Origin of the sequence: Brevibacillus sp. AF8 (genome assembly GCF_021270385.1) — a bacterium.
Classification (GTDB): Bacteria; Bacillota; Bacilli; order Brevibacillales; family Brevibacillaceae; genus Brevibacillus.
This window is the reverse complement of the sequence record NZ_JAGQDN010000016.1, coordinates 32,063-56,409: the sequence shown is the minus strand read 5'-3', so window position 1 is coordinate 56,409 and position 24,347 is coordinate 32,063. Positions and strand designations below refer to the sequence as shown.

At 48.3% G+C, this 24,347-nt stretch carries 25 protein-coding genes and 1 other annotated feature; of the genes, 7 read left to right on the top strand and 18 right to left on the bottom strand.

The window, feature by feature from the left end:
* Nucleotides 1–22: 22 nt before the first annotated feature.
* From asnB to comER, 3 genes are all read left to right on the top strand, one after another.
* A complete protein-coding gene (gene asnB / locus KB186_RS19540; protein ID WP_173611501.1) occupies nucleotides 23–1,948 on the top strand; it encodes an asparagine synthase (glutamine-hydrolyzing) in 1,926 nt (641 codons plus the stop codon).
* A 120-nt stretch (nucleotides 1,949–2,068) separates the two neighbouring features.
* Nucleotides 2,069–2,773: a ComEA family DNA-binding protein gene (locus KB186_RS19535; protein WP_173611502.1), complete on the top strand. Its 705-nt coding sequence runs from the start codon at nucleotides 2,069–2,071 to the stop codon at nucleotides 2,771–2,773.
* 66 nt (nucleotides 2,774–2,839) lie between these two features.
* Nucleotides 2,840–3,673, top strand: a complete 834-nt coding sequence (gene comER, locus KB186_RS19530; protein WP_173611503.1) for a late competence protein ComER — start codon at nucleotides 2,840–2,842, stop codon at nucleotides 3,671–3,673.
* A 93-nt stretch (nucleotides 3,674–3,766) separates the two neighbouring features.
* Here comER and leuS read toward each other — a convergent pair whose 3' ends face one another.
* From leuS to KB186_RS19485, 9 genes are all read right to left on the bottom strand, one after another.
* Nucleotides 3,767–6,184, bottom strand: coding sequence for a leucine--tRNA ligase (gene leuS / locus KB186_RS19525; RefSeq protein WP_173611504.1), 2,418 nt, complete (start codon nucleotides 6,182–6,184; stop codon nucleotides 3,767–3,769).
* A gap of 174 nt (nucleotides 6,185–6,358) precedes the next feature.
* Nucleotides 6,359–6,603, bottom strand: a binding site (T-box leader).
* A 39-nt stretch (nucleotides 6,604–6,642) separates the two neighbouring features.
* A complete protein-coding gene (locus KB186_RS19520) occupies nucleotides 6,643–7,392 on the bottom strand; it encodes a class I SAM-dependent DNA methyltransferase (RefSeq protein ID WP_232774207.1) in 750 nt (249 codons plus the stop codon).
* A 6-nt stretch (nucleotides 7,393–7,398) separates the two neighbouring features.
* The gene (rsfS, locus tag KB186_RS19515) at nucleotides 7,399–7,755 is read right to left on the bottom strand and encodes a ribosome silencing factor (RefSeq protein WP_232774206.1); all 357 of its coding nucleotides are present in this window, start codon (nucleotides 7,753–7,755) and stop codon (nucleotides 7,399–7,401) included.
* Complete coding sequence (gene yqeK, locus KB186_RS19510; protein ID WP_232774205.1) at nucleotides 7,755–8,345, bottom strand: bis(5'-nucleosyl)-tetraphosphatase (symmetrical) YqeK; 591 nt, start codon at nucleotides 8,343–8,345, stop codon at nucleotides 7,755–7,757. The genes rsfS and yqeK overlap by 1 nt, the downstream gene beginning before the upstream one ends.
* Nucleotides 8,329–8,922, bottom strand: coding sequence for a nicotinate-nucleotide adenylyltransferase (locus KB186_RS19505; protein WP_173611508.1), 594 nt, complete (start codon nucleotides 8,920–8,922; stop codon nucleotides 8,329–8,331). Before KB186_RS19505 ends, yqeK begins: the two co-directional genes overlap by 17 nt.
* A 14-nt stretch (nucleotides 8,923–8,936) precedes the next feature.
* The gene (yhbY, locus tag KB186_RS19500) at nucleotides 8,937–9,227 is read right to left on the bottom strand and encodes a ribosome assembly RNA-binding protein YhbY (protein ID WP_007727776.1); all 291 of its coding nucleotides are present in this window, start codon (nucleotides 9,225–9,227) and stop codon (nucleotides 8,937–8,939) included.
* A 29-nt stretch (nucleotides 9,228–9,256) separates the two neighbouring features.
* Nucleotides 9,257–10,108, bottom strand: coding sequence for a shikimate dehydrogenase (locus KB186_RS19495; RefSeq protein WP_047072628.1), 852 nt, complete (start codon nucleotides 10,106–10,108; stop codon nucleotides 9,257–9,259).
* 75 nt (nucleotides 10,109–10,183) lie between these two features.
* Nucleotides 10,184–11,305 (bottom strand): ribosome biogenesis GTPase YqeH, encoded by a 1,122-nt coding sequence (gene yqeH / locus KB186_RS19490; RefSeq protein ID WP_173611509.1) that lies wholly within the window; start codon nucleotides 11,303–11,305, stop codon nucleotides 10,184–10,186.
* Entirely contained in the window at nucleotides 11,302–11,826 is a 525-nt protein-coding gene (locus KB186_RS19485) for a YqeG family HAD IIIA-type phosphatase (protein WP_088906841.1), read from the bottom strand. Before KB186_RS19485 ends, yqeH begins: the two co-directional genes overlap by 4 nt.
* A 196-nt stretch (nucleotides 11,827–12,022) precedes the next feature.
* On the opposite strand from KB186_RS19485, the gene KB186_RS19480 reads away from it, so the two are divergent.
* From KB186_RS19480 to KB186_RS19470, 3 genes are all read left to right on the top strand, one after another.
* Nucleotides 12,023–12,586, top strand: a complete 564-nt coding sequence (locus KB186_RS19480; RefSeq protein ID WP_142064592.1) for a TetR/AcrR family transcriptional regulator — start codon at nucleotides 12,023–12,025, stop codon at nucleotides 12,584–12,586.
* 106 nt (nucleotides 12,587–12,692) lie between these two features.
* Complete coding sequence (locus KB186_RS19475; RefSeq protein ID WP_232774204.1) at nucleotides 12,693–13,910, top strand: MFS transporter; 1,218 nt, start codon at nucleotides 12,693–12,695, stop codon at nucleotides 13,908–13,910.
* Complete coding sequence (locus KB186_RS19470; protein WP_232774203.1) at nucleotides 13,907–14,344, top strand: GNAT family N-acetyltransferase; 438 nt, start codon at nucleotides 13,907–13,909, stop codon at nucleotides 14,342–14,344. The genes KB186_RS19475 and KB186_RS19470 overlap by 4 nt, the downstream gene beginning before the upstream one ends.
* Before the next feature lie 62 nt (nucleotides 14,345–14,406).
* Here the strand turns inward: KB186_RS19470 and KB186_RS19465 are convergent, their stop codons facing one another.
* The 5 genes from KB186_RS19465 to KB186_RS19445 all read right to left on the bottom strand — a co-directional run bounded on the left by KB186_RS19465 (nucleotide 14,407) and on the right by KB186_RS19445 (nucleotide 18,836).
* The gene (locus KB186_RS19465) at nucleotides 14,407–14,595 is read right to left on the bottom strand and encodes a hypothetical protein (RefSeq protein ID WP_048032230.1); all 189 of its coding nucleotides are present in this window, start codon (nucleotides 14,593–14,595) and stop codon (nucleotides 14,407–14,409) included.
* 13 nt (nucleotides 14,596–14,608) lie between these two features.
* Nucleotides 14,609–15,661 carry a DNA polymerase IV gene (locus KB186_RS19460; RefSeq protein ID WP_232774202.1) on the bottom strand — a complete coding sequence of 351 codons (1,053 nt, stop codon included), beginning with the start codon at nucleotides 15,659–15,661 and terminating at the stop codon, nucleotides 14,609–14,611.
* Between the two features lie 73 nt (nucleotides 15,662–15,734).
* A complete protein-coding gene (locus KB186_RS19455) occupies nucleotides 15,735–16,175 on the bottom strand; it encodes a peroxiredoxin (protein ID WP_173611515.1) in 441 nt (146 codons plus the stop codon).
* A gap of 270 nt (nucleotides 16,176–16,445) precedes the next feature.
* A complete protein-coding gene (locus KB186_RS19450) occupies nucleotides 16,446–17,183 on the bottom strand; it encodes a gamma-glutamyl-gamma-aminobutyrate hydrolase family protein (RefSeq protein WP_232774201.1) in 738 nt (245 codons plus the stop codon).
* Nucleotides 17,184–17,210: 27 nt separating this feature from the next.
* Nucleotides 17,211–18,836, bottom strand: a complete 1,626-nt coding sequence (locus KB186_RS19445) for a peptide ABC transporter substrate-binding protein (RefSeq protein ID WP_173611517.1) — start codon at nucleotides 18,834–18,836, stop codon at nucleotides 17,211–17,213.
* A gap of 111 nt (nucleotides 18,837–18,947) precedes the next feature.
* Between KB186_RS19445 and KB186_RS19440 the strand changes: the two genes are divergently transcribed.
* Nucleotides 18,948–19,760, top strand: coding sequence for a serine hydrolase (locus KB186_RS19440; protein WP_173611518.1), 813 nt, complete (start codon nucleotides 18,948–18,950; stop codon nucleotides 19,758–19,760).
* A 106-nt stretch (nucleotides 19,761–19,866) separates the two neighbouring features.
* Here the strand turns inward: KB186_RS19440 and KB186_RS19435 are convergent, their stop codons facing one another.
* The 4 genes from KB186_RS19435 to KB186_RS19420 form a co-directional block, all read right to left on the bottom strand.
* Entirely contained in the window at nucleotides 19,867–21,162 is a 1,296-nt protein-coding gene (locus KB186_RS19435; protein ID WP_221868927.1) for a phytoene desaturase family protein, read from the bottom strand.
* A gap of 293 nt (nucleotides 21,163–21,455) precedes the next feature.
* Nucleotides 21,456–22,586, bottom strand: coding sequence for a virulence factor (locus tag KB186_RS19430; RefSeq protein ID WP_173611520.1), 1,131 nt, complete (start codon nucleotides 22,584–22,586; stop codon nucleotides 21,456–21,458).
* A 102-nt stretch (nucleotides 22,587–22,688) separates the two neighbouring features.
* Nucleotides 22,689–23,549 carry a GNAT family N-acetyltransferase gene (locus KB186_RS19425; RefSeq protein WP_221868926.1) on the bottom strand — a complete coding sequence of 287 codons (861 nt, stop codon included), beginning with the start codon at nucleotides 23,547–23,549 and terminating at the stop codon, nucleotides 22,689–22,691.
* A 22-nt stretch (nucleotides 23,550–23,571) separates the two neighbouring features.
* Nucleotides 23,572–24,330 (bottom strand): DUF4931 domain-containing protein, encoded by a 759-nt coding sequence (locus tag KB186_RS19420; protein WP_173611522.1) that lies wholly within the window; start codon nucleotides 24,328–24,330, stop codon nucleotides 23,572–23,574.
* Between the last annotated feature and the right edge of the window lie 17 nt (nucleotides 24,331–24,347).

The following is a 24,347-nucleotide window of genomic DNA, read 5'->3' as shown; positions in this document are numbered from 1 at the left end:
GTGAGAGGAAGAGTCATTTCTTATGTGCGGAATCGTATCACTCTATAACAAGCGGCAAAAGCCTGTTCAACAAGAAGCGATTAGTGCAATGACGGGTGTCATCCTGCACCGTGGTCCAGATGACGATGGTTTTCACCTTGAAGACAACATCGCCCTGGGCTTTCGTCGTTTAAGCATCATTGACGTGGAAGGCGGACATCAACCGCTGTTTAACGAAACACGTGACATCTGGATTATTGGTAACGGCGAAATCTACAATTACAAAGAGTTACAACAATGGTTAAAGGACATCGGTCACGTTTTCCATACCGATTCTGATATTGAAACCATCCTCCACCTTTATGAAGAGGTAGGAACAGATGCACCTAAGCATTTACGCGGGATGTTTGGCTTTACAATCTACGACTCCCGTAAAAAACGTCTGTTTGGGGCACGTGACCATTTTGGAATCAAGCCTCTCTACTATGTCGAGACGAATGATTCGATCGGGGTTGCCAGCGAGATTAAGAGTTTGCTGGAGCTGCCAGGATTCAAGCGTGAAGTGAATCCAACCGCTTTTTATCACTATTTGACGTTCCAATATGTACCTGATCCTGAAACGATGTTTGCTGGCATTTACCGTATACCGCCTGCACACTCGTTCGTAATTGAAAATGACCTGATCAAGCTGGAAAGGTACTGGGATGTAGAATTCAAGCCTGATGAAAGCAAGCCGTTCTCTTATTTTGTGGAGGGTACGCGCAGTGTCATGCTCGAATCTGTCGACAAACACCGGATTAGCGAAGTTTCTCGTGGTGCCTTCTTGTCTAGTGGTGTTGACTCAAGCAGTATCGTTGGGATGCTGCGTACATTCGAGCCAGTCAAATCTTTTTCTGTCGGTTCAGATATTCCTGGTTATAGCGAGCTCGATTATGCGAAGCGAACCGCAGCATATTTGGGATCGGAGCATTTCGAGCGCGTGATAAACGCCAAGCAGTACATGGATGAATTGCCACGACTGATCTGGCATCAAGACGAACCGGTAGCGGACCCATCTGCCATCCTGCTCTATTTCGTAGCACAGATGGCGAGTGAACACGTAACCGTCGTATTGTCCGGTGAAGGTGCAGATGAATTTTTTGGCGGATACAATATTTACAGAGAGCCTCATTCTCTCAAAATGTTTTCCGGGATGCCGGGCTGGATGCGTCAATCCATCGGATACATGGCAGAACGCCTCCCCGATCAGGTAAAAGGGAAAAACTTCCTCATCCGTGGATCGAAAACGGTTGAACAACGCTTCTTCGGAAACGCACTGATTTTCAGCGAAGAGATGAAAAAGCGTGTCGTCATGGAAGATATTACCCGCTCGGAATCGTATGTATCTCCTTTCACCATTACTGAAGAGATTTACAAACGCGCTTCTGAATACGACGATGTGACCAAGATGCAATACTTGGACATTCATACATGGCTCAGAGGCAACATTTTGATGAAGGCCGACAAGATGACCATGGCCAATTCTTTGGAGTTGCGAGTGCCTTTCATTGATCTGAAGGTGTTTGAATTCGCCGCTACCATTCCAACAAAGTACAAAATTGCCAACGGCACGACCAAGCACGTGCTTCGTGAAGCGATGAAAGACTTCTTGCCACCTGAGATCCAAACGAGAAAGAAACTGGGCTTCCCTGTTCCGACTCGTCATTGGCTCAAAAACGAATTTTACAAATGGGCAAAAGAGATCATTTTCGAATCCAAGGTGGATAATTTGATCAATAAGGCCTATGTGCTGTACATGCTCGATGAACACCGCGAAGGCAATGCGGATTACAGCCGCAAAATCTGGACGATCCTGGTCTTCATGCTGTGGCATCAAATCTTCATTGAGCAAAAGCACAATTTTGAGCCTTATGTCAGCCCGAATGTAGACCTTCGTCGCAAGAAAAATTCGCTGCAGCATATCGGCTAAACAGCGCAAACACAATAAATAAATTTGCAGACCCTCTCTTACTTTTCGTAGCATCGTTAATAGAGAACAAGTTCTCTCTATGCACGTATTGCTATGTGAAGGACGGGAGGTTTTTTTGTTATGGTGCTGGAGTGGTGGGAGCGTTATCGTCGTTTCATCTTGTTGACTTCGGCTGTTCTGTTTGTCGGTTGTAGCTTTTGGTTATATCAACGCGACCAATCGCATAAGACTGGCGAACTACCGTTGCATTCTCCTGCTTATGCGGCATCGGATGTTGAAACAAAAGAAGGGACTGATGATTCAGCAACTGCTCAACCTGCCAAGCCTGTAAAAACGACACCGGAAACAGATAAGGATAAGAAACAACTCTCCCCTCCTCTCTTTGTCGATGTGAAAGGGCGAGTAAAAAATCCCGGTTTGTACCAATTTGAACCAGGTACACGTGTCGCAAATGCCATCGAAAAAGCAGGAGGAGCACTACCTGATGCTGACCTTGTCCAGATCAATTTGGCAGCGCCGCTCACAGATGGAGCAGCTCTTGTCATCCCGGCTAAAGGGGCAAGCGAGCCAGTCTCTACATCCATTGGCCTTGTACAATCTGCTGCCAGCGTATCCACCACTGGTGCCTCCTCAGCCATTAATCTCAACACGGCAACTGCAGAAGAGCTCATGAGCCTTCCCGGCATTGGAGAAGCGCGTGCCAAGGCAATCGTGGATTACCGGTCAAAACAAGGTCCATTTCGTTCGGCGGATGACCTGAAACAGATTGAAGGAATTGGCGACAAGATGTTTACACGGATAAAGGATCGGCTGGTGGTACAATGAGATCTGGTCATGATCATAGACACTCCTACATAGAATGGGAAAAGAATATTGGAGGGAGGTATGCCCATGAATAGAATTGGGTTCATTGGTACGGGCAGCATGGGCAGTATCTTGATTGAATCATTGCTGTCGGCCAAGGCGCTTAGTCCTGGTCATATCATTATCAGCAACAGAACCCCTGCGAAGGCGCAGCAACTGGCAGAAAAACATCCCGGGCTCATTGTCGCGCACAGTAATGCCGATTTGGTCAAAGAAGCTGCTACAATCGTTCTGTGCGTCAAGCCACTGGAATATAGCGTGATGCTCGAACAAATTGCTCCCGCACTAACGCCGGAACACCTGTTGATTACGATCACCAGTCCGATCAAGCTGGCCGATTTGGAGTCTCAAGTTCCTTGTGCCGTTGCCAGAGTTGTTCCTTCAATAACAAATGCTGTAATGAGCGGAGTCAGCTTATGTGAATTTGGATCACGTATCCAAGAGGAACAACGTCATTTTATACGAAGTCTGTTTGCCCACATTAGCTCCCCTGTAGAGATTTCGGAGCCATTTTTACGAATTACTTCTGACATTGTCAGTTGTGGTCCTGCGTTTATCAGCTATATTTTGCAGCAAATGATTCAAGAAGCTGTTGAAGAAACTGGCATTTCCGCAGAAGCTGCTACTTACATGACCACGCAAATGCTAATTGGAATGGCAGATCTTTTACGCGAAGAAGCATTCACCCTCCCTACTTTGCAAAAGAGGGTCTGCGTGCCCGGTGGAATTACGGGGGAAGGTCTGATTCCTTTGCAAGACGGGATTCCCGGGCTTTTCGCCCAAGTGTTTCGCCGCACACAAGCGAAGTTTGCCGAGGATCAGGAACTGGTTGCACGAAATTTAAACAATCAGCCGCATTAGCGCAAAACGAAGAAGCGATATTTACAAAAAAAGGAGTGGATACCTGTCACTCGCAGGCCCCACTCCTCTTCTTATTTCCGTGCCGTCCTTTTCTTAACGAACGACGATATTCACCAGTTTGCCTGGAACAGCGATGACTTTGACGATCGTTTTTCCTTCAATCAGCTCTTTAATCATCTCGTTGTTTTTCGCCATCTCTTCCATCTGTTCTTTGGTCGAATCAGAAGCGATGAGCAGCTTCTCTTTGTTTTTACCGTTAATTTGCAGGACGATTTCTACCTCGTCTTCAACCAGCTTCGCTTCGTCATACGTAGGCCATGCTGCGTAAGCCAGACTCTCGCTGTGACCGAGTTTTTCCCATAGCTCTTCACCCAAGTGCGGAGCGATAGGAGACAGCATTTTCACAAAGTCCTCCATGAATTTCTTCGGCAGAACTTCCGCTTTGTATGCTTCGTTGACGAATACCATCAACTGAGAGATACCTGTATTGAATCGCAGGCCCTCGTAGTCTTCTGTTACTTTTTTCACAGTTTGGTGGTACACGCGCTCCATGCCAGCCACGTTGGAGGTTTCCACGATTTTTTCGTTCAGTTCACCGTTGTCGCCCACAAACAGACGATATACACGATCCAAGAAGCGGCGTGCACCATCCAAGCCTTTTGTCGACCAAGCGATCGAAGCATCCAGTGGTCCCATGAACATTTCGTACATGCGCAGTGTGTCGGCACCATGGCTGTTGATGATATCGTCAGGATTTACGACGTTGCCTTTGGATTTACTCATTTTCTCGTTGTTTTCACCCAAGATCATCCCTTGGTTAAACAGCTTTTGGAATGGTTCCTTGGTTGGTACGACACCGATATCGTACAGGAACTTGTGCCAGAAGCGAGAGTAGAGCAAGTGCAGTACCGCGTGCTCTGCACCACCAATGTAAATGTCGATTGGCAGCCATTCTTTCAGTTTGTCTGGATCAGCCAATGCCTTGTCGTTGTGTGGATCGATGAAGCGCAGGAAGTACCAGCAGCTACCCGCCCATTGCGGCATCGTGTTTGTCTCACGACGTGCTTTCATGCCTGTTTCCGGATCGATAGTGTTAACCCACTCCGAGATGTTTGCCAATGGCGATTCACCTGTACCGGATGGTTTGATTTCTTTTGTTTTTGGCAACATGATTGGCAGTTCGGATTCCGGAACGACTTTCATCGTGCCGTCTTCCAGATGGAGAATCGGAATTGGCTCACCCCAGTAGCGTTGACGGCTGAACAGCCAGTCGCGCAGTCGGTACGTTACCTTGCGATTTCCTTTGCCTTCCGCTTCCAGCCACTCGATCATTTTGCTGATAGCCTGTTCTTTGTTCAAACCATCGAGCATGCCGGAGTTGATGTGCTCTCCGTCGCCAGTATATGCTTCCTTGGAGATATCACCACCAGCGATTACTTGCTTGATTGGCAGATCAAACGTTTTCGCGAACTCATAGTCGCGTTCATCGTGCGCTGGAACTGCCATGATGGAGCCTGTTCCGTAGCTGATCAGCACATAATCTGCAATCCAGATTGGCAGACGCTCGCCGTTAACCGGGTTGATCGCATACGCTCCGGTAAATACTCCTGTCTTTTCTTTCGCCAGATCAGTACGCTCCAGATCGCTCTTGCGTTTCGCTTGATCCAGGTACGCTTCCACTGCTTCTTTTTGAGTTGGTACGGTAATTTGCTCAACCAGCTTGTGCTCAGGAGCCAGTACCGCATAAGTTGCTCCGTAGAGAGTGTCTGGACGAGTCGTAAAGACGGTAAAGGTTTCGTCATGACCTTCGATACCAAAGGTTACTTCTGCCCCTTCAGAACGACCGATCCAGTTGCGTTGCATTTCCTTGATGCTCTCTGGCCAATCCAGTTCATCCAGGTCAGCGAGCAGTCTTTCCGCATATGCAGTAATTTTCAGGACCCATTGCTTCATTGGGCGGCGTTCTACTGGGTGTCCGCCACGCTCACTTTTTCCGTCAATGACTTCTTCGTTTGCCAAAACCGTTCCCAAAGCAGGGCACCAGTTTACAGCTACTTCGTCAATATAAGCCAAGCCGTGCTCATACAGCTTCGTAAAAATCCACTGTGTCCACTTGTAGTAGTTCGGATCGGTCGTATTGATTTCGCGATCCCAGTCGTAGGAAAATCCGAGCGACTTAATTTGGCGGCGGAAGGTGTTAATATTGTGCTCGGTGAATTCCGCTGGATCGTTTCCTGTATCGAGCGCGTATTGCTCCGCTGGCAAACCAAACGCATCCCAGCCCATTGGATGGAGAACGTTATATCCTTGCATCCGCTTCATGCGGGACAAAATATCAGTAGCCGTATAGCCCTCTGGATGTCCTACGTGCAGGCCAGCTCCAGATGGATACGGGAACATGTCGAGTGCGTAAAACTTTTTCTTGCCTTCATCCTCGGAGGTTTTGAAGGTCTTGTTCTGCTCCCAATATTGCTGCCACTTCTTTTCGACATTTTGATGACTGAATACCATGGTAAAGCACTCCCATCTTAAAATAGGTGAAAATAAGAAAACCTCTATCGAGGATTGCTCAAGGTTGAGCGATCGCGTATGAGCGGAATGTTTTCCGTAATATCGGGAAGAAACCCAAAGAAGAATATACTTTCCGATATTATAAAAAAACCTCACATCCCAGATCGCTCTTGCGAAAGGGACGAGAGGTTGTTTACATTCCCGCGGTACCACCCAGATTGGCAAATGACAAGCATTCACCCACTTGTTTCATCCGTATCGGGGATAAGCCGCTCACCCTTACACAATCATGGCGTAAATGACCTTGGGGGCAAGTGCTGGGAGGTGAGTTCAGATAGATTCGGGTTGACTTGCACCATCCGTCAACTCTCTGTGAGTGCTCGAATCCTATACCTACTATTCCTCTTAAACGCGTCGAAATCTGTAGTTATAACGCCATTATAGTCAATCCGAACCAATCATGTCAAACTTTTCGGCTTGCGGGCTGAGAAAAATAGGCGCTCACTCGCTTCTTGTGGCGGCATATCCGAGTAATCAGCAGTGATGACGATGTCTGTGAAGCCGACATCTGTCAGCCAGCGCAACAGTTGGACAGGCTGATAAGCCCGTTGCCAATGCTCTTCTTCCATCCGCTCGTACAATCCGTTTGGCTGACGAATGAAAAACGTTAACTGATGCTCTACCTCGAGACGCAGTGGGTCGCAAAAACATTGCCAAATGTACGAAACTTCATCTTCTACATGTGTGAACGTCTCGTCTCCGAAAATGTGCAGCATCTTGTACGGACTGTGCACATCAAACAGAAAGCTCCCACCAGGCGCGAGATGAGCGAAAACGCGCTTGAACGTTTCCTGCACATCCGCTTCCTCTGTAAGATAGCTCAATGAATCACACAAGGAGATGACCGCATCCGCTTCCGGCAAGGACAGCTCCCGCATATCCTGCTCCACCCACGCTACATCCACTTGCTCCTGCCTCATTTTGTCATAGGCAATCGCAAGCATTTCTGTAGAGAGATCCACTCCAGTAACGCGGTATCCCCGCTTGGCGAGTGGGATCGCAATCGTGCCCGTCCCACAACCAAGATCAATGACCCGCACAGGCTTCTCTCCCTTTGCCCAATGACGCTCGACCCAGTCGAGCCACTGGTCATAAGGAGTATCCGCCATCAGCCTGTCATATACAGCGGCCATGTGTGCGTATGCCATCTGACCTTACCCTTGCTCGCTGAAGGAAACTTCCTCTGCGTCCTTCCACAGGCGCTCCAGGTTGTAAAACTCGCGATCTTCGCGATGGAAAACATGAATGACGATATCGCCCAGATCAACCAGTACCCAGCGACCTTCATCCGCTCCCTCGATACCGCGGACGTCAAAGCCGTTTTTGTGGGCTTGGTCACGGATTTCGCGAACAATTGCCTGTACTTGACGCTCGTTGTTTCCGTGGCAAATCATGAAATAGTCTGCGATCACGGACAGCTTTTTAATATCGAGCACCTTCAAGTTCTCTGCTTTCTTGTCCTCCGCTGCCTTCACAATCAATTGGGCCAAATCTTCTACTGTTTTAACCATCAAAACCCTCCTTCTCTCCCTTTGCGGGAAACCAAATCGTTATATGCCGTCAATGTCAACGGGAAAACCGTCTTTTGCTTCTCTATCAAAAATTGAATCGTGCCTCCCAAGGCGAGGGCCAGGGCGGCATCCAAATCATACATGGCTTTGGCGCGAATAAAATCGACACCAGGGTAAACTCGGTTCGGTTCTATATAGTCTGCCACACAAACGACTTTTTCTAACAGGGACATGCCAGCCCGACCCGTTGTATGGTAGCGAACGGCTTGTAAAATATCTGCATCCGTTACGCCTAGATCTGTCTGGATCACAATCGCTGCTGCAAAGGCGTGCCACAGCTCTTTTTCCCCTTCCAAAAGCTCTGTAGGCATATCGTGGCGAACGAGTATCTCAAACATTTTTTCCACTGGCCAGCACTTACAGTAATCGTGCAACAGTCCAGCAAGCTCGGCTTTGTCGGGATCAGCCCCGAATCTCTCAGCCAGTTCGCGAGCCGACGCAGCGACCCCTAGCGTGTGCTTGTAGCGTTTTTCATGCATTTGTTGCCGTACGCGAACGAGAAGCTCTTCCCGATTATCCAAAAGTTTCATAGATTCGGTTCTCCTTTATATAGCGCTCCACGGCATCAGGTACAAGATAACGGATGCTTTTCCTGGCAGCTACCTTCTCGCGAATCATCGTGGAGGAAATGTCCCAAACAGGCATCTCCACAAATGTGACGTCCTCGCTCGATTTCAGGTCCAGTTCGGTTCCTGGCCTCGCCAGACCTATAAAGCGTACCATATGAATCAGCTCTTGGTACTGGTACCATTTGGGCAAGATTTTTACCATATCTCCCCCCATGATAAAGGAAAACCGGCAATCCGGGAACTGCCTGATGAGCTGAGCCATCGTATCATACGTGTACGATGGGCCTTTTCTTTCGAACTCCACATCTGTTACACGAAAGACTTCATAATCAGACACGGCAAGCTGAACCATTTGCAAGCGGTGATGCGCCAGCGTCAGACTCTCTCTCTTTTTGTGCGGTGGAACGTGTGTAGGCATAAACCAGACTTCATCCAGCCCCGCTTGCTCTCTGGCTTGTTCAGCCGCCAGCAAGTGCCCGCAATGAATCGGGTCAAACGTTCCTCCCATGATCCCTACTTGCTTGATTGGCTGTCTCATCGCATGCAGGTCACTTATGGCAGCTTGATCGTCTTGTTCTCCCGGGACTCTTTGTACAAGACAACTGTATGGCCAATCAACTGCACAAGCTCTGCTCCAGCACCTGCTGCCAGATCTTCTGCCACTTGATGTTTATCGTCATTATTGTTTTGCAAAATCGCTACCTTGATCAATTCACGTACTTCTAACGCTTCTTTGATCTGCGTGATCATGTTTTCATTTACGCCGCCTTTTCCAACTTGGAAAATAGGGGTGAGATGATGTGCTTCTGCGCGCAAAAAGCGCTTTTGCTTGCCAGTCAACATCGGCAATGCCTCCTTTTACATCCTGCCAATCAGGTTGTTTTCTTTAATTGTTGCAAGACGACCTCACGCATAACCCCAGTCGGTGCTCGTTCGCCCGTCCACAGTTCGAATGCCAGTGCACCTTGATTCACGAACATACCGATTCCGGAATGAACAGTGGCTCCGATGGCACGCGCTTCTTTGAGCAGACGTGTTTCGAGCGGGTTATAAATCAGATCGCTAACAGTTAAACCAGAATGAAGCCATTCTGCTGGCACAGGGGTCTCCTGTACGTTTGGCAGCATTCCGATCGATGTCGTATTGATCAACAGCGATGAGTCCGCGATAGCTGCTTCCCCTTCGCCCTGTTCTACGATTTTCGTAGGTACAATCGTTCCGACATGCTCAGCCAATACCGCGGCTCTTTCCCTGGAACGATTGATGATGCGAATTTCCTTGACTCCTTGTTCAGCCAAGGTAAACGCGACTGCACGGGCAGCGCCACCAGCCCCTACCATGGTTACCACTTGCTTTTCAAGAACGATTCCCGTCTCTTCCACAAGCGAACGAACATAGCCCATACCATCTGTGTTGTAGCCGATCAAGCGTCCATCACGAGAAACGACGGTATTGACGGCACCGATTCGCTTGGCAAGCGGATCGATTTCATCCAGCATCGGCATGATCGCAACCTTGTGGGGGATCGTGACGTTAATCCCTTTCAAGCCTAACGCGCGAATACCCGCGACTGCATCTTCCAGATTTTCCGGTTCTACATCGAACGCAGCATAGGCAAACCCCAACCCGGTCTCGGAAAAAGCTGTATTGTGCATCATCGGTGATTGCGAGTGGGAAACTGGATGCCCAAACAGGCCAACCAGTTGTGTTTTGCTTGTAATCATGGAGCTCTTCCTCCCCGGACGTCTCTCTATAGCATATGGCAAGGGGCAAGGCTATCTCGACTTTTCTTGTGTAAGCTAGATCAGCCCTTTGCGTATCCCAACACTTACGCCTTTAGGTGCATGCACGACAACACTCGCTTCGTGTTTTCCTTGGATGCTGACCCAGCCCAAACCGGAAATTACGATGTCAGTCGTCGTAGTGGACTTGTTGATTTTAAAGGTGTGCTTCACAAATGGCGGAAGTGCTTTCGCAGCTTCCTCCCCTGTTGGCGGTACCAGCAAGGTTCCATGGTGCTTTTGCATTACTTCGTCTGCTTTCTCCAGCTTCGTCCGGTGAATGTACAGATCGTTGTCCACATAGATGATGAACGGTTGTCTCTCCCCACGTACGAAGTCGATACGGGCCAAACCACCCAAAAAGAGTGATTGTCCATTATCGAGCTGATACACTTTGGAGTTGATCCGGCTAGTCGGGGTAATCTTTCTCAGATCAGTTGGGGATACCATATGTCCAATCTGGTCGCGATTAATAATTCCCGGCGTATCGAAAATGGAGCGGCCATCCTCAAGCGGAATCTCAATTTTGTCCAGTGTTGTACCAGGGAATGGCGAAGTCGTAATCTCCAGCTCAGCCGCACCGTAGTCATGCAAGATGCGGTTGATCATGGTCGACTTTCCTACGTTGGTCACACCGACAATGTAAACATCTCGGCCTTTGCGCAGCTCTCCAATGCGATTCAACAGTTCATCGATATGAAGCCCTTTTTGCGCACTGATCAGTACGACATCCTCTGGGCGCAGTCCGCGTTCTTTTGCTTCGTGCTGCATCCAGTTGCGCACGCGGTTCAGGTTGATGTTTCTCGGCAGCAGATCGACCTTGTTACCCACGAGCAAAATCGGATTTTTCCCGACAAATCGTGGCAAACCCTTGAGCCAGGAGCCCTGGAAATCAAAGATATCGACCACCATCACGACAAGCGACTCCGTAGAACCGATGCCATCCAAAATCTTGAGGAAGTCGTCATCGCCCATCCCTACAGGAGCTACTTCATTATAATGCTTGATGCGATAACACCGCTGGCAAATGACTACCTTTCTGCCAAGCGCCGATTCAGGTGCATAGCCAGGCTTTTTTGCATCTGCTGTCTGAATGGCAATCCCACATCCAGCACAGGAGCCATGCGTTTGTTCCGTCATGCTTTTCTCCTCCACGAAACCATTCCTTTCCTCTCCATCCAAATAAGGGCCACACGCTCCATCTGACGATTAAAGCGCGTCCAAAAACCATCCGTCTGGGCTACAGGAACAACCAGGATCGTATGAAATCCTAATCGATTTCCTCCCAGCACATCGGTAAACAATTGATCGCCAATGACAACAGTCTCAGCGATGGTTACATTCATCTGCCGCACTGCCTGCAAAAAGGCACGGTTTGTCGGCTTTTTAGCCGCATAAATAAACCCGAGATTTAATGGGGCACAGAAGCGGTCTACACGCTCCTTGTTGTTATTGGAGACAACAGTGACCTGTATACCTGCCTCATGCATGCGAGCAAGCCAATTAATGACCTCCTGGGTTGCATGTGGCCTGTCCCATTCCACCAAGGTATTATCCAAGTCTGTAATCACCGCACGGATGTTATTTCGTTTCAATTGATCTATGTCAATGTGATGGATTGATTCGACGAACTGACTAGGCATCAGCTTCTCTAAAAACACGGGGCACCTCCAAATGATGTGAAGCAATCAACCGCGATTTCGGCACCTACTATACCATAATCGACCACTTGGTTGCAAAACAAAAAGCATGATCACCACTTGCATTGCTCTGCCAACCTGTGTAAAATAACGTTACCAAGAAAACTATTTTTGTTTTTACAGTTTTATTTTATGCTGAGCTGGGGGGTTGATTGCAATTAAAAACCGGATCATGAAAGGTTTTATTGAAGAGATTCGCGATAAAGGCATGAAATTCTCCATGGATGATTTGGCGAAGCGGCTCGGGATCAGCAAACGCACGTTGTACGAGCACTTCTCATCCAAGGTGGAAATTCTGGAAACAATCATTCAACAGTCCTTTGAAGAGGGCGATGAAAAAACACAGCAAATTCTCGCAGACGACAGTCTCTCTCTTATCGATAAAATCAAAGGCGTCATGATGGTTTTACCGACACACTATGAATTTTATGATTTGCGCATCCTCGAACAGATGAAGCGATATTATCCTGAGCAATATGCCCAAGTCGAGGCGTCTTTATCCGAGGATTGGCAGACCCTGCGCGTTCTTCTCGAGCAAGCGATTCGAGAAGGGCTCATCGTCAATATGGACGTCACCCTCATGCTGAAGGTTATTGTCGATGCGCTGAATTCTACACTCGACCAGCGCTTTTACATGAAAAACCAGATTACTGTCTCAGAGGCGCTTTCCGCTATTGTAGATGTCCTCTTGTTTGGATTGGTACCAGCGGATAAAAGATAACAAATGATTCGTGGTCATCCCGCTACCTTTGGAAGACCACGATATTGTTCTTTGCATGAAAACCAATAAAACAAAAATAGTTTTTATAGTTAAGAGGTGTTCCATCATGTCCATTTTTACACAAATGACCAAACAACAACGAATCGGACTACTGTTTGTCATCCTGATCCTTTTCATCGACATGCTGCTGTACAGCTTGTTGATTCCGATTGTTCCTTATTTTACGGAAAATCTGCAGCCATCCTCCACGATGATGGGCGTGCTGTTTAGCAGCTATGCGGTCGCGATGCTCATTGCCACCCCTATTTTCGGGCCGATATCTGATCGGATCGGCAGACGGACCATGCTTTTGATCGGGTTGCTCGGTCTCGCCGCTTCCACGTTATTGTTTGCTTTCTCTGACACAATGGCCTTGTTGATTACCGCACGGTTTGTTCAAGGCATTGCTGCTGCGGCTACTTGGCCAACTGCCCTTGCCCTCCTGGCGGATTTGTTCCCATCCAAAATGCGCGGAGCTGTTATGGGAATTGCATTGACGGCGATTTCGACCGGTACCTTGCTCGGAGCGCCGATTGGCGGATGGTTGTTTGAAATCAGTGACCATCGTATGCCTTTCCTGGCAGCAGCAGCCTTTACCGTGATCAACATTGTGCTGGTTTACTTGTTCTTGAAGGAAGACACGACGAGAAGTGTCAGTGAAAAGCTTCATGTCGGTGGATTCATCCGCAATCCGCAAGTCATTTTTATCGCTGGAATCGTCCTGTTGGCTGAGATTTCCCTTTGTTTGCTGGAACCGACGTTGCCCGTATTTTTTACAGAGAAACTCAGCATGACGCCGACATCGATTGGTCTTTTGTTTGGGGTCATGACACTCGCATACGGACTGATCGCTCCAGTTGCCGGCTCCCTTTCTAGCCGCATGAATCCGTATAAACTCATGTTTGGCGGAATCTTGACGCTGGCTGTGTTTCTGCCATTTTTGGCGTGGGCGGACTCCCTCTGGCAAGCAATGCTCGCAATGGCCCTGGTTGGAGCGAGCATTGGTTTTACCTTATCGCCAACCTTGGCTACATTGGGAGCCATCATTGACCAAGGTGGAAGCGGCGCATACGGCACGGCGTACTCTCTCTTTAATATGTTTCATGGAATCGGAATGGTGGCAGGCCCACTGGCAGGGGGAATATTGACGGATTTACTTCCTGTATCCTCTGCCCTCCTGATTGTGGCAGCATCCATCCTTGGCTTCGGCATTTTCCTTTTTGTCCAATTAAAAGCAAGCAATTCTGCCAGTCTTGGCACAAAGGAAAGCGAGATGAAATTTTGAGCTTGTCTATTCGTGAAATTACGAAAGAAAATTGGCGCCAAATTGCCTGCTTGACTGTAAAGGAAGGTCAACACTCCTTCATCGAGAGCAACGCTTTTTCCATCGCCCAATCAGGTTTTGAACCGGAATGGATATCATGCGGTCTGTATGACAAAGACATCGCTGTCGGTTATGCCATGCACGGAATCGAAGGAGAGAATGGTCGAATTTGGCTGGACCGCTTTATGATTGATGTTCGCCATCAGGGTAAGGGTTACGCCAAACAATTTTTGAACATGCTCGTTGAAGAAATGTGCAGACGCTACAGCTGTACGCGCATTTACTTGAGTATTCATCCTGAAAACGAGTTCGCTCGCAAGCTGTATGAGTCGTTCGGCTTTATTTCAAATGGCGAAATGGATGGTTCGGAGGAAGTGATGGTCCTCTCGACCTGACACATGAATAGAAAAGGCACCTCCTTTGTCGATCAGAACGAAGGGGGTGCCTCTTTTTGTCGCTATCGTTGACTTTTCCGTGCTTCCATCAGTCGCTTGACCTTCTCTGTCGGAGTCCAGCATTGAAATCGATAGTCCGGACGTGTCTCATAGGTTAGACGAGAGCATCGATAGCTGACTCCTCCCGTCCCTTTTTCCACACGAAAATGAATACAGGTCGCACAGCAATGAAAGGCATTCTCTGTCTCCACCGTTCTCCCTCCCTTACTTTCCGAGCTTCCACGAAAACATCGATAGCTGCTCGTACCGCTCCCCTTGTTGCTCGGCAAAATTCGAAAACCCTACGCCAACTAATCGAACGCCCGCTGTATAGTCAAAAACGTCGAGCAAATCGTCCAACAGCTCCTGCCAGTTAGCCCCTGCCACAGCCTTGTGCTGCTTGGTCCGCTGTGTAAAGTCCGCGTACTTGATTTTGAGCGTTATCGTCTGGGGTTCGACCCCTTCTTCGCGGATGTCCTCTTCGACCTCACGCAAGAGGGAGATGGCAATCGGAGCAATCGCATCCCTGTCAAACAAATCAAATGGCAGTGTCGTTTCACGGCTCAATGATTTCGGAGCGCGGTCCATTTCGATTTCGCGATTGTCTTCTCCTCTCGCCCGGTAATAGAGAGAACGACCAAACTTCCCAAATAACGTAGTGGCCTCATCAAGTGAAAGCCGCCAAAAATCTTCTACCGTCTCAATCCCCTTTTTCGCGAGCAGCTCTTGTGACTTTTTACCAACTCCATGCAAGGTACCAATTGGCAACGACCGCAGCACATCCAAAGCCTGCTCTGGTCGGATGATGACAAAGGCATCCGGCTTTTTCAAATCACTGGCGATTTTCGCCAACGACATATTGTAGGAAAGTCCGATGCTGCAAGTAAGTCCGGTCTCTCGTTTGATTCGCCTCTTGATATCACGGGCAATGGGTACCGCATTTTCATAATGGGACACGTCTAAATAAGCCTCGTCTAAACCTACTGTTTGATAACGCTCTGTATAAGAAGTAAATATCTGTCTGACTTCAACAGATTTTTCGATATAACGGCTATAGCGGACAGGCAAATAAAAGCCTTGCGGACATTTTTTCCTCGCCATGGCGATAGGCATTGCGGAGCGAACACCGTATTTGCGTGCCTCGTAGCTGCAGGTCGATACCACACCTCGATTGCCAGTTCCCCCGACAATGACCGGCTTCCCCCGCAGTTCTGGACGATCTAACTGCTCTACACTCGCAAAAAATGCGTCAATATCCAAGTGAAGAATTTTTTTCATAGGGATACCCACCAAACATACATTCTCATTTCTATTATCCCTGTTTTTTTCCATTGACGCAAGCGAGAACGTCCTAGGTTTGGTTTTCGATTACCTGTAGCAGCTCTGATACTGGAGGATTTCCTTTTTTGGCAGATAAGATTGTTCCGTTTTTTCCGATGATGTACACGATGCGTTGTTGGAAAAACAGCCCGAGAACTTTTCCAACATCGTACGCTTTTCGAATGGATTCATCTTCATCCATGATCAATGGAAATTCATAGCGGAACTTATCGGCGAATGAGCGCTTTTTGTCCATGCCACCTGGATTGACGCCAAAAACGACTGTGTTTGCTCGTTCGATTTTGGTGTAGTGATCCTGAACCGCACATAGCTGCTTCGTGCAAATCGGGGTGTCATCTCCCGGATAGAAAATGAGGACGATATTTTCTTTGCCGATGTGATCCCTAAGATCAACGGTTCCTTTTGTGCTCGCCGCAGTAAAGACGGGAGCCGAGTCTCCGACCTTTAACATTTCTCTCACCTCTATGCTCAGTATACAAGGGCTTCCGGAATGTCAAAATCATTTTCATTTCGCGTTCAGCAAAATAACTACAATTATTTTCTTCAAAAACTCACCTCACGAAAATCCATTCTCTTACGTGAAGTTCGATTCTGCCTGCCTGACATTTATCCTTGTTTGACTACACTTCTACCATTGGCTGGAGCAACCCGCACGGGGAAGCCCTCCCGCATGCAAAAAACCGCTCTGGGCAATCCCAAAACGGTTTCTCTCATTGCTATTCTAATTAGTCGTTTGCAGCTTCAACTGCTTTGCCCGAGCAACAAATGCCTCGGCAATCTTCAACATGTCGTCGTCGTGTGCCCACATCCGTTCTGGATGCCACTGTACGCCTACATGTAGCCCGTCGAGGCTTTCCATCGCCTCAATCACACCATCAGCCGCGCATCCTGTGACTTTAAAGCCCGGTGCTATGTCTTTGACTGCTTGGTGGTGAGAGGTGTTCACGAGCACCTCTATCTTTCCGAGGGCATCCGCTACAAAGCCAGGTTGCAGCGTAATCTTGTGCGCCCCGTATTGCCGTGAACCCTTCTGCGCATGCTGTAATGCTCCTGGTACTTGGCTCGGGATATCTTGAATGAGGGTGCCGCCACACGCCACATTCAAAATTTGCATTCCGCGGCAAATGCCCAGGATTGGCTTTTTCAGCTCCAGCGCAATCTTGATAATCTCAAGCTCTGTGATGTCTCTTTCGTAATTGATATCGCCCAGCCCTTGCTGCGGGTCTTCGCCGTACAAATGCGGCGCAGGATCTTCACCGCCGGACAAAATCAAGCCGTCCAGGGATTCGATCATCTCACGAAACGGAGCATCCTGAATCGTCAGCAGTGGCAAGATCAGTGGAGTACCGCCACTGCGGGCAATTCCGTTCACATAGCCTGAACCTACATAGAAAAACTGGTCGAGATCGTTCTTTGGAAAATACATTTTCGTACATGCCACACCAATGATCGGACGCACGCCAGTCACTCCCTCACAGACTCATGATTACTTTTGATTGGAAGCATACTTGAAGTCGATGAACCCGAGTGCATCTACTACCACATCTTTTACGCTATCCTGCTTCACCCACGCATAGGTGAAATAGTAGATTGGCAACGCAGGCATTTCATCCATGACGATTTGTTCAGCTTTCTTGAGGATTTCCTTACGCTTCGCTGCATCCCCTTCTTTGGCAGATTGCGCGAGCAAATCGAGGAACTCCTTGTTTTCCCATTTGGATGTATTCAGTCCACCCTTGAATACCTCCAGGAAGTTGATCGGATCGTTGAAATCGCCAATCCAGCTACCACGACCGATGGTGAAGTTTCCTTGCTTCATGTCTTCACGGTGAACCTTGTTCTCTTTGTTAACCAGTTTGACTTCGATGCCAAACGCTTTGCGCCATTGATCCTGAATGACTGTCGCAATACGTGAATTGACCTCTGACGTATTGTATGCAATCGTAATCGGTGGCAACTCTTTGATCCCCGCTTCTTTCATACCTTCTGCCAATAGCTTCTTCGCGGTCTCTACATCGCCGTCTTTGATGTAGCCCTCTGGCGTGAGTGCCATGGTCGGCGGGAGAATACCCGTCGCTGGCGTGCTCTTGTATGGTACGACATTATCGGAAATTTCCTGACGATTGACTGCCGTAGCAAATGCCTGACGAATCTTTTTGTTGTCAAACGGCTTTTGCGTCGTATTGAAAATGTACCAGTACGTACCCGCTGTCGCTTGAGCTTGCATCTTTCCGGATTGTTTTAGAGCATCCAATGCATCCAGTGGCAAATCGCCCAGTGGCGAGCCCGCCCAGTCCAGATCACCTTTTTCAAACATCGACAGCTCTGTATTGGCATCCTCGATCATGTTCAACGTCAGCTTGGACAATTTGACAGTGTCCTTATCCCAGTAAGAATCGCTCTTTTCGAATTCAATCTTTGATTTGTGCTCCCAATTTTTCAAGCTGAATGGCCCGTTTGTAATGTACGTCTCTGGCTTCGAAGCCCACTCTTTGTCGGCCTCAACCGCTTTTTTGTTGACTGGGAAATAGGTGACAGACGCAACCAGTTCCGGGAAAAACGGTGCCGGGTTTTCCAGTGTAACAACCAGTGTCTTGTCGTCAGTTGCCTTCACGCCGACATCTTCGGCTTTTGCCTTGTTGGCGTTAAAAGCTTGCCCATTTTTCAAATAGTACATCTGATACGCGTAACCCGAAGCGGTTTTCGGGTCGAGAACCCGTTTCCATGCGTACTCGAAGTCATGAGCCGTAACCGGATCTCCATTGGTCCATTTGGACTCTCGCAAATGGAAGGTGTACGTGAGACCATCAGCGGAAACCTCATACTTCTCTGCGACCGCCTCTTTCAGCTCGCCTTTTTCATTCAAGCGCAGGAGGCCATCAAATGCTGCACGGGCAACAGACATCGAAGGGATATCTTCTGCCAGTCCAGGGTCGATCGTGCTTGGCTCACCAGTGTTCAGGTTGACCTGCATCACTTGGGGGGCGCTACTCTGCTCCTGCTTCGCACCTGTCGTCTCCCCCGTGGTGCTTGCTTGCGGTGTTCCACAGCCAGCGAACGCTAAACTGGTTAACAGAACAGCACAAAATGATAGTTTCTTCCACTTATGCAACAGCAAAACCCCCATCTTAGGAATAATTCTTCTTGCTTGTTAGGAGCATGACTAAATAATATTATCTTGAGAAAATTTTGTCTACATCGAAACAAAAGGAGATGGGTCTGCATGTTATCCAGTCTTTTTGCCCAAATATCCAGTCTGATCAAGGACGCTGGAGGAGAATGGGGAATCTTTTTCGAAGATTTGCAAACCGGTGAAACATTATCCATCAACGAAGATCAACGCTTTTATGCAGCCAGTGTAATCAAAGTCCCGATCATGACAGCTGTTTTTGCAGAGGCGTATGCAGGCAAGTTTGCCTTAGAGGACAAAATGAAACTGCGTGCAGAGGATCTCGTTGGCGGTGCAGGTGTTCTTCAGCATATGACCCCCGGCACTGAATTTACGATTCGCGACCTGGTTACCCTGATGATCATCCAAAGCGACAATACAGCCACGAACATGATGATTGATCTCGTCGGAACAGAGAGCATCCGCAATGCGATGCAAAAAACCGAAATGACAAACAGTCACTTCTACAACAAGCTCATGGTCGTCCCAGCCGAATTGGAAGGATACAATGAGGTAACGGCAAAAGACATGGGAAGTCACCTCCGATACGTGGCAACAGGAAAAGTCATCTCCTACGACAGCTGTTTAAAAATGGTCGCCATCTTGAAGGCTCAGCAGCACCGTGACCGCATTCCCTTCCTTTTGCCTGACCCAGACGGCGATGTGATCGGGATGATTCCGAAATGGGAATTCGCCAACAAGACTGGCTCTGTGACCAAAATCACGCATGATGTCGGCATCCTCTACACCGGTTCTCATGCTGTCACTTTGTCCATTTTAAACAAGGGACTCGAACAAAAGGATGCTGCCAACGTCATGGCGCAAATCGGCAATCTCGTTTATCACGTATATAGTCAGAAAGCGTAATCCATGTGGCCTGCCATCTCCATTGGCGGGCTTTTCTTTTTGAAACGTTGACTGAGAAAAAACAAGCAGGCATTCCTTCTTCAAGGAACACCCGCTCGTCATTGACTTATTCTTTTTCCAAAATCAGCTTGGCAACGTTCATCGCGCTAGAGAAAGACAGCTCAGACAGCTGGCCTTGTCCTTCACACCAGTCACCCGCGAAGAACAGGTTGCGGTAATCCGGCATGAAAATCGGCATTGGCTTCTGATTCATGGTCCATTTGATCTCCTGTACGACTGCACGAGCAGAAACGCGTGGCACAACCAGTTGTTCACGCCAGCCCGGGAAATGTTTGTCATACAGGTTTTCAATCTCTTGTTTGCGGATTTCGGCCGCTTCCTTGTTTCCTACTTCATCCTGACGCATGTAAGCAGTCGCCTGCAGCAACTGCCCGCCTTCAGGTACACAAGTGCGGTCATAATACGAGATATCGGTAATGAAAATATTGTTTGCTTTTTCGTAGATGTAGGAGAACGGTACGTCAATTCGCTCTTTCAAGCCAATGTCATACACCATAACAACCGTTGGCTCGTATTCAGCATGCTGTGCAATTGCATGTTCCAGGCGAGTCTCTGCAAAGACTTTCGCCATCTCCTTCGGCGGAATACAGCAAATAAATTCATCCGCCGTAAATTCGCCCTCCGGTGTCACCACTCCAACCACACGATCATTCTCTACTTGGAACTTTTCTACTTTGGTTTTGATCAGAATCGTACCCTGATTTGCTTCAATCACACGCACGAATTCATTGATCAATGCTTGCCAGCCACCACCGATATACGCTACCGGTTTATTCGTTGTAAACAAACGGCTGTAGTAAGAAAAGAAGACGTCAGAAGGAATCTTTTCAGGTTCACGTGTGAAAAAGTTGGAAGAAGCAAGCGTCAACATCATTTCTCGCACTTCTTCGTTGACTTGCTTTTTCTCCATCCACTTTTGAATCGACATATGTGGATGGCCTTTCTCCATTTTTAGCATCGTTTTCAAAATCTCAAACGTAAACAATACTTTGTCCATGCCTTTTAAGAGCTTCGTTTGGAAAAGTCCTTGTACATTCGCCGGAACTGCAGTCAGATCGCTACCAATATCGTACTTGGCTTTTGTCGGATTGAAATCCTGCCAATCGATGCTCAGACCCAATTCTTTTTCAAACGTTCTCAAAACGGAGCTGTCGCGAGCATAAATGGCGTGGGCACCGAAGTTGAAGTTAAATCCTTTGATCTTCAGTGTAACGGCACGTCCACCCAATTGACCGCGTTCCAAAACTGCAACTTTTTTGCCTTTCGACGACAGGTAGGCGGCACTGGAAAGACCAGCAAGTCCCCCACCTACAATAACAACGTCATAGTGATTGGTTGTCATACACAATCTCCCCTACGCACTAGCGATGTTGATAACATAAGCTAAACCCTTTCCTAGTCTAAGGGATGGATAAGGTGGAAGTCAACTATTATTGAACTGTGTCTATTTTTATACTGACTTATACCAATATTTACCTAATAAACCAACTTGTTTACCACTCTTCTTGAAGCAGTATGCCCCGCTATTCGCCGTATATCCAACCAACGAACACACGAACAAAAAAGCCCTCTTAGCAGGGGGCACTTCACTTCAGCCTGCTTGATAGAGGGCTCTTATGCAACTGGAAGCAGCGACTAATCGTTTCGGCGAGTCATTTGCTGCCAAACGGTACCGCTAGCCGCCTCGCCGCTTTCAATGCGCTGGACGGCCATTTGGACTTGCAAGCTGACCTCGAACTCGGGATCGTTCTGTGCGGCACGCAAAGCGTCCAAGGCGGTTTCATCCCCCACCTCAAACAAGTAGCGAGCAGCACGCCAGCGTACCAGCTTGTTTTTATCCTTCAACGCCTCACACATCGGCAGAATTGCGCGGGTGTCACCCAAGTCAGACAAGGTATCGCCTGCTGTACGTCGTACAGAGACGGAATCATCTCGGAGCGCTTCAAACAACAGCGGGAAAACATCATCGCCGCCAATCATGCCCAGATACACAACCGCCAGCCTGCGAATCGACGGTTTGCCGTCACGAAGCGCTTTTTCCAAAACAGGCAAATCCTCTTCGGTAGGCTCCATCCGATCCAGCGCTTCATATCTTTTTTGCCAATCTGGATCATCGAGCATCTCCAGCGTAACGACTTTCTTTTCACGCACGATTGGCTCTGGAGTTTCCCCGGGACCAAGCGCCATGGCCTGTTGCACGATTTCTTCCACACGGCTCTCTGGATAGGAGGCATCGACTTCCAATGCGACCTCCTCGCCAATCTCGCGCAAATCGCCATAGCGAACGCCATGCTCGACCCATTTTCGCTCCATGATAAGGTTGGGCGACGCAGATCCCGCCCGCACGGCTGCCTGTCCAAAACGCTCTGGCAGCGCTGCACGAATCTGCTCTGTCCCCATGGTCACCTTTACCTGCATCGGTACACCGCGGAACATTTGAATATACACTTGCGCCTCTCCAAATGCCCCCGCATCCTCCGCAGACATATCAGGAACAGCCGCTCCTCCACCTGCTTGCAAAACCTCGCGGGCGACCGTCAAAATACGCTGCCAATCTGCATTGGACTTTCGCTCCAGCGCGAGAAAGTCTGCCGTATGAAAAATCGAGGTTACCCCTTCGATCTCCAAGAGCTTGTTCATGAGTTCTGGTGCTTTACTCGCATCTTTTTTTGTATAAACATGTTGGACCCCATCCGGCAAACGCTCGTCGACATTCAGCTTCATGACATTTGGACTGGGCGTCGGTTCGATGGACAACAGTTTCATAGTGAGTCACTCCTTTTTACAACGCTCCTTGCTTCTCTCTTATCGTAGCATGGAAGCTATTGCGTTTTCCAACCTGGGAGATGTTCAAAAGCAGTTTGCGCGCTACAATGCCAGCTTGTAGTAATCATTGGCCGACTTTACAAAAAAGCCGCATGATTCATACAACCCCAAGGCATTGCTGTTTTCACAGGCTACTTCCAGTGATACGTGGTGGTATCCCTCTTTCACCAGCATCTCGATTGTTTGTGCCAATGCCTGGCGTCCATATCCTTTCCCTTGGTAATCTGGGTGGACACAAAATCCATAAATAAACGCCTTGCCCTCATCCTTGTTTACGCTTATTTTGCCAATGGCCTTATCATCGACTATCATCAAATGCGTGGTAGCCTTGGGATCACCCGCCATGTTCTCGGCCATTTCCCTTGCGCGTTCTTCTTCCATTTGAAAACCATGGACGTTCAGCCAAATCAATGTTTCGTAGTCACTGGCGATCTCAGGTCGAAGCAGCACGTTTCCAGAAACCGTTGCTCTTTGCTTGTCCCCTAAATCCATCCAGTATTCCGAGAATTGATATTCCCCGCCGATTCGCTCCATATATGACTTACCGTTTTCCGAATCTCGCTGAACGATAAACAACTGCGCCGGAATCCCTCTTCGTCTGCATGCGTCAGCGGCTTGTGCTTGCAACGCTGTAAATATGCCTTTTCTTCTGTAGGCTGGATGGACCATACCGCTCACTTCTGCCTCACCGCCATGAAACACGTAGAGCCCTAAAAAGCCAACCAGCTTTCCATCCGCATAACAGGCAAAGTCTTCTTCATGCTCTCCTGAACGCTTTTCCAGCATCCCCGGGTTTACTTTGAGATCAATCCCATCCTGTTCATTGCAAATCGCAACCAGCTCTTTAATCTGTGCCAGTTCCTCTGAGGTGAGTGTTTTTTTTGCCGTGATCGTATACGTCATAGCGTAAGCACCCTTTCTATGATTAGAAGTATCGTCGTTGCAATTGGGCGACCATATCTTCCAAATTATTGGCGACCTGCGGAATCGAATAGCCTACGTAAAGAGGCGAGGTAACAAACCTCGGAACCACTTTGGCGATCAGCTTTTCTCCCCAATGGTAAAAGAAAAAATTGTAGCTTTGGTTACGCGGATTGACATGAGTCAGTATCCAATGTGCTAAAATTTGTAAGTAGTCTGCCATTTTCGGCAATCGATCAAAGTCCGATAGAATGACATTGTATTCAAAAAAACCTGCACGGGGATGCGTAGACAGATTGCATTCAACCCCCGCCTCTTGATCGATAATCATGCCCATAAAATCACTGTCTTTTACTTGATCCAGATAGTTGTAGTCGTTTAGTCCGACGATCTGCATGTGCGGATGACGGATGCTCCCTCCGGAATACGGACCGTGGTTTTTGAAAAACAGAACGGAACGATAAGACTTGCTTTGCTCCATTTCAAGCCACTTCTCTACCCCGAATGCCAGCAATGCACGTACATGTTCTTTGGAGTAAACAGACCAATCCCCTTGGCATTCATCCGACTCAATCAAAACAGTTTGATGTGTATCCTCCAGAACAGGGAATTTGTTCATGAGCCAAATCATGGAGCCCCGCTGCTCCAAAACATCGGTGAGACTGTTTCGATCACAAAAAGGACAGGCCGTTTCTGTGTTGTTTACACTCACTGGCTTTTTTCTGCCTATTTGCATGTTAAAGTGCAAGTGCGTCTGCTTCATTCCCTTGTCCCTCCAGT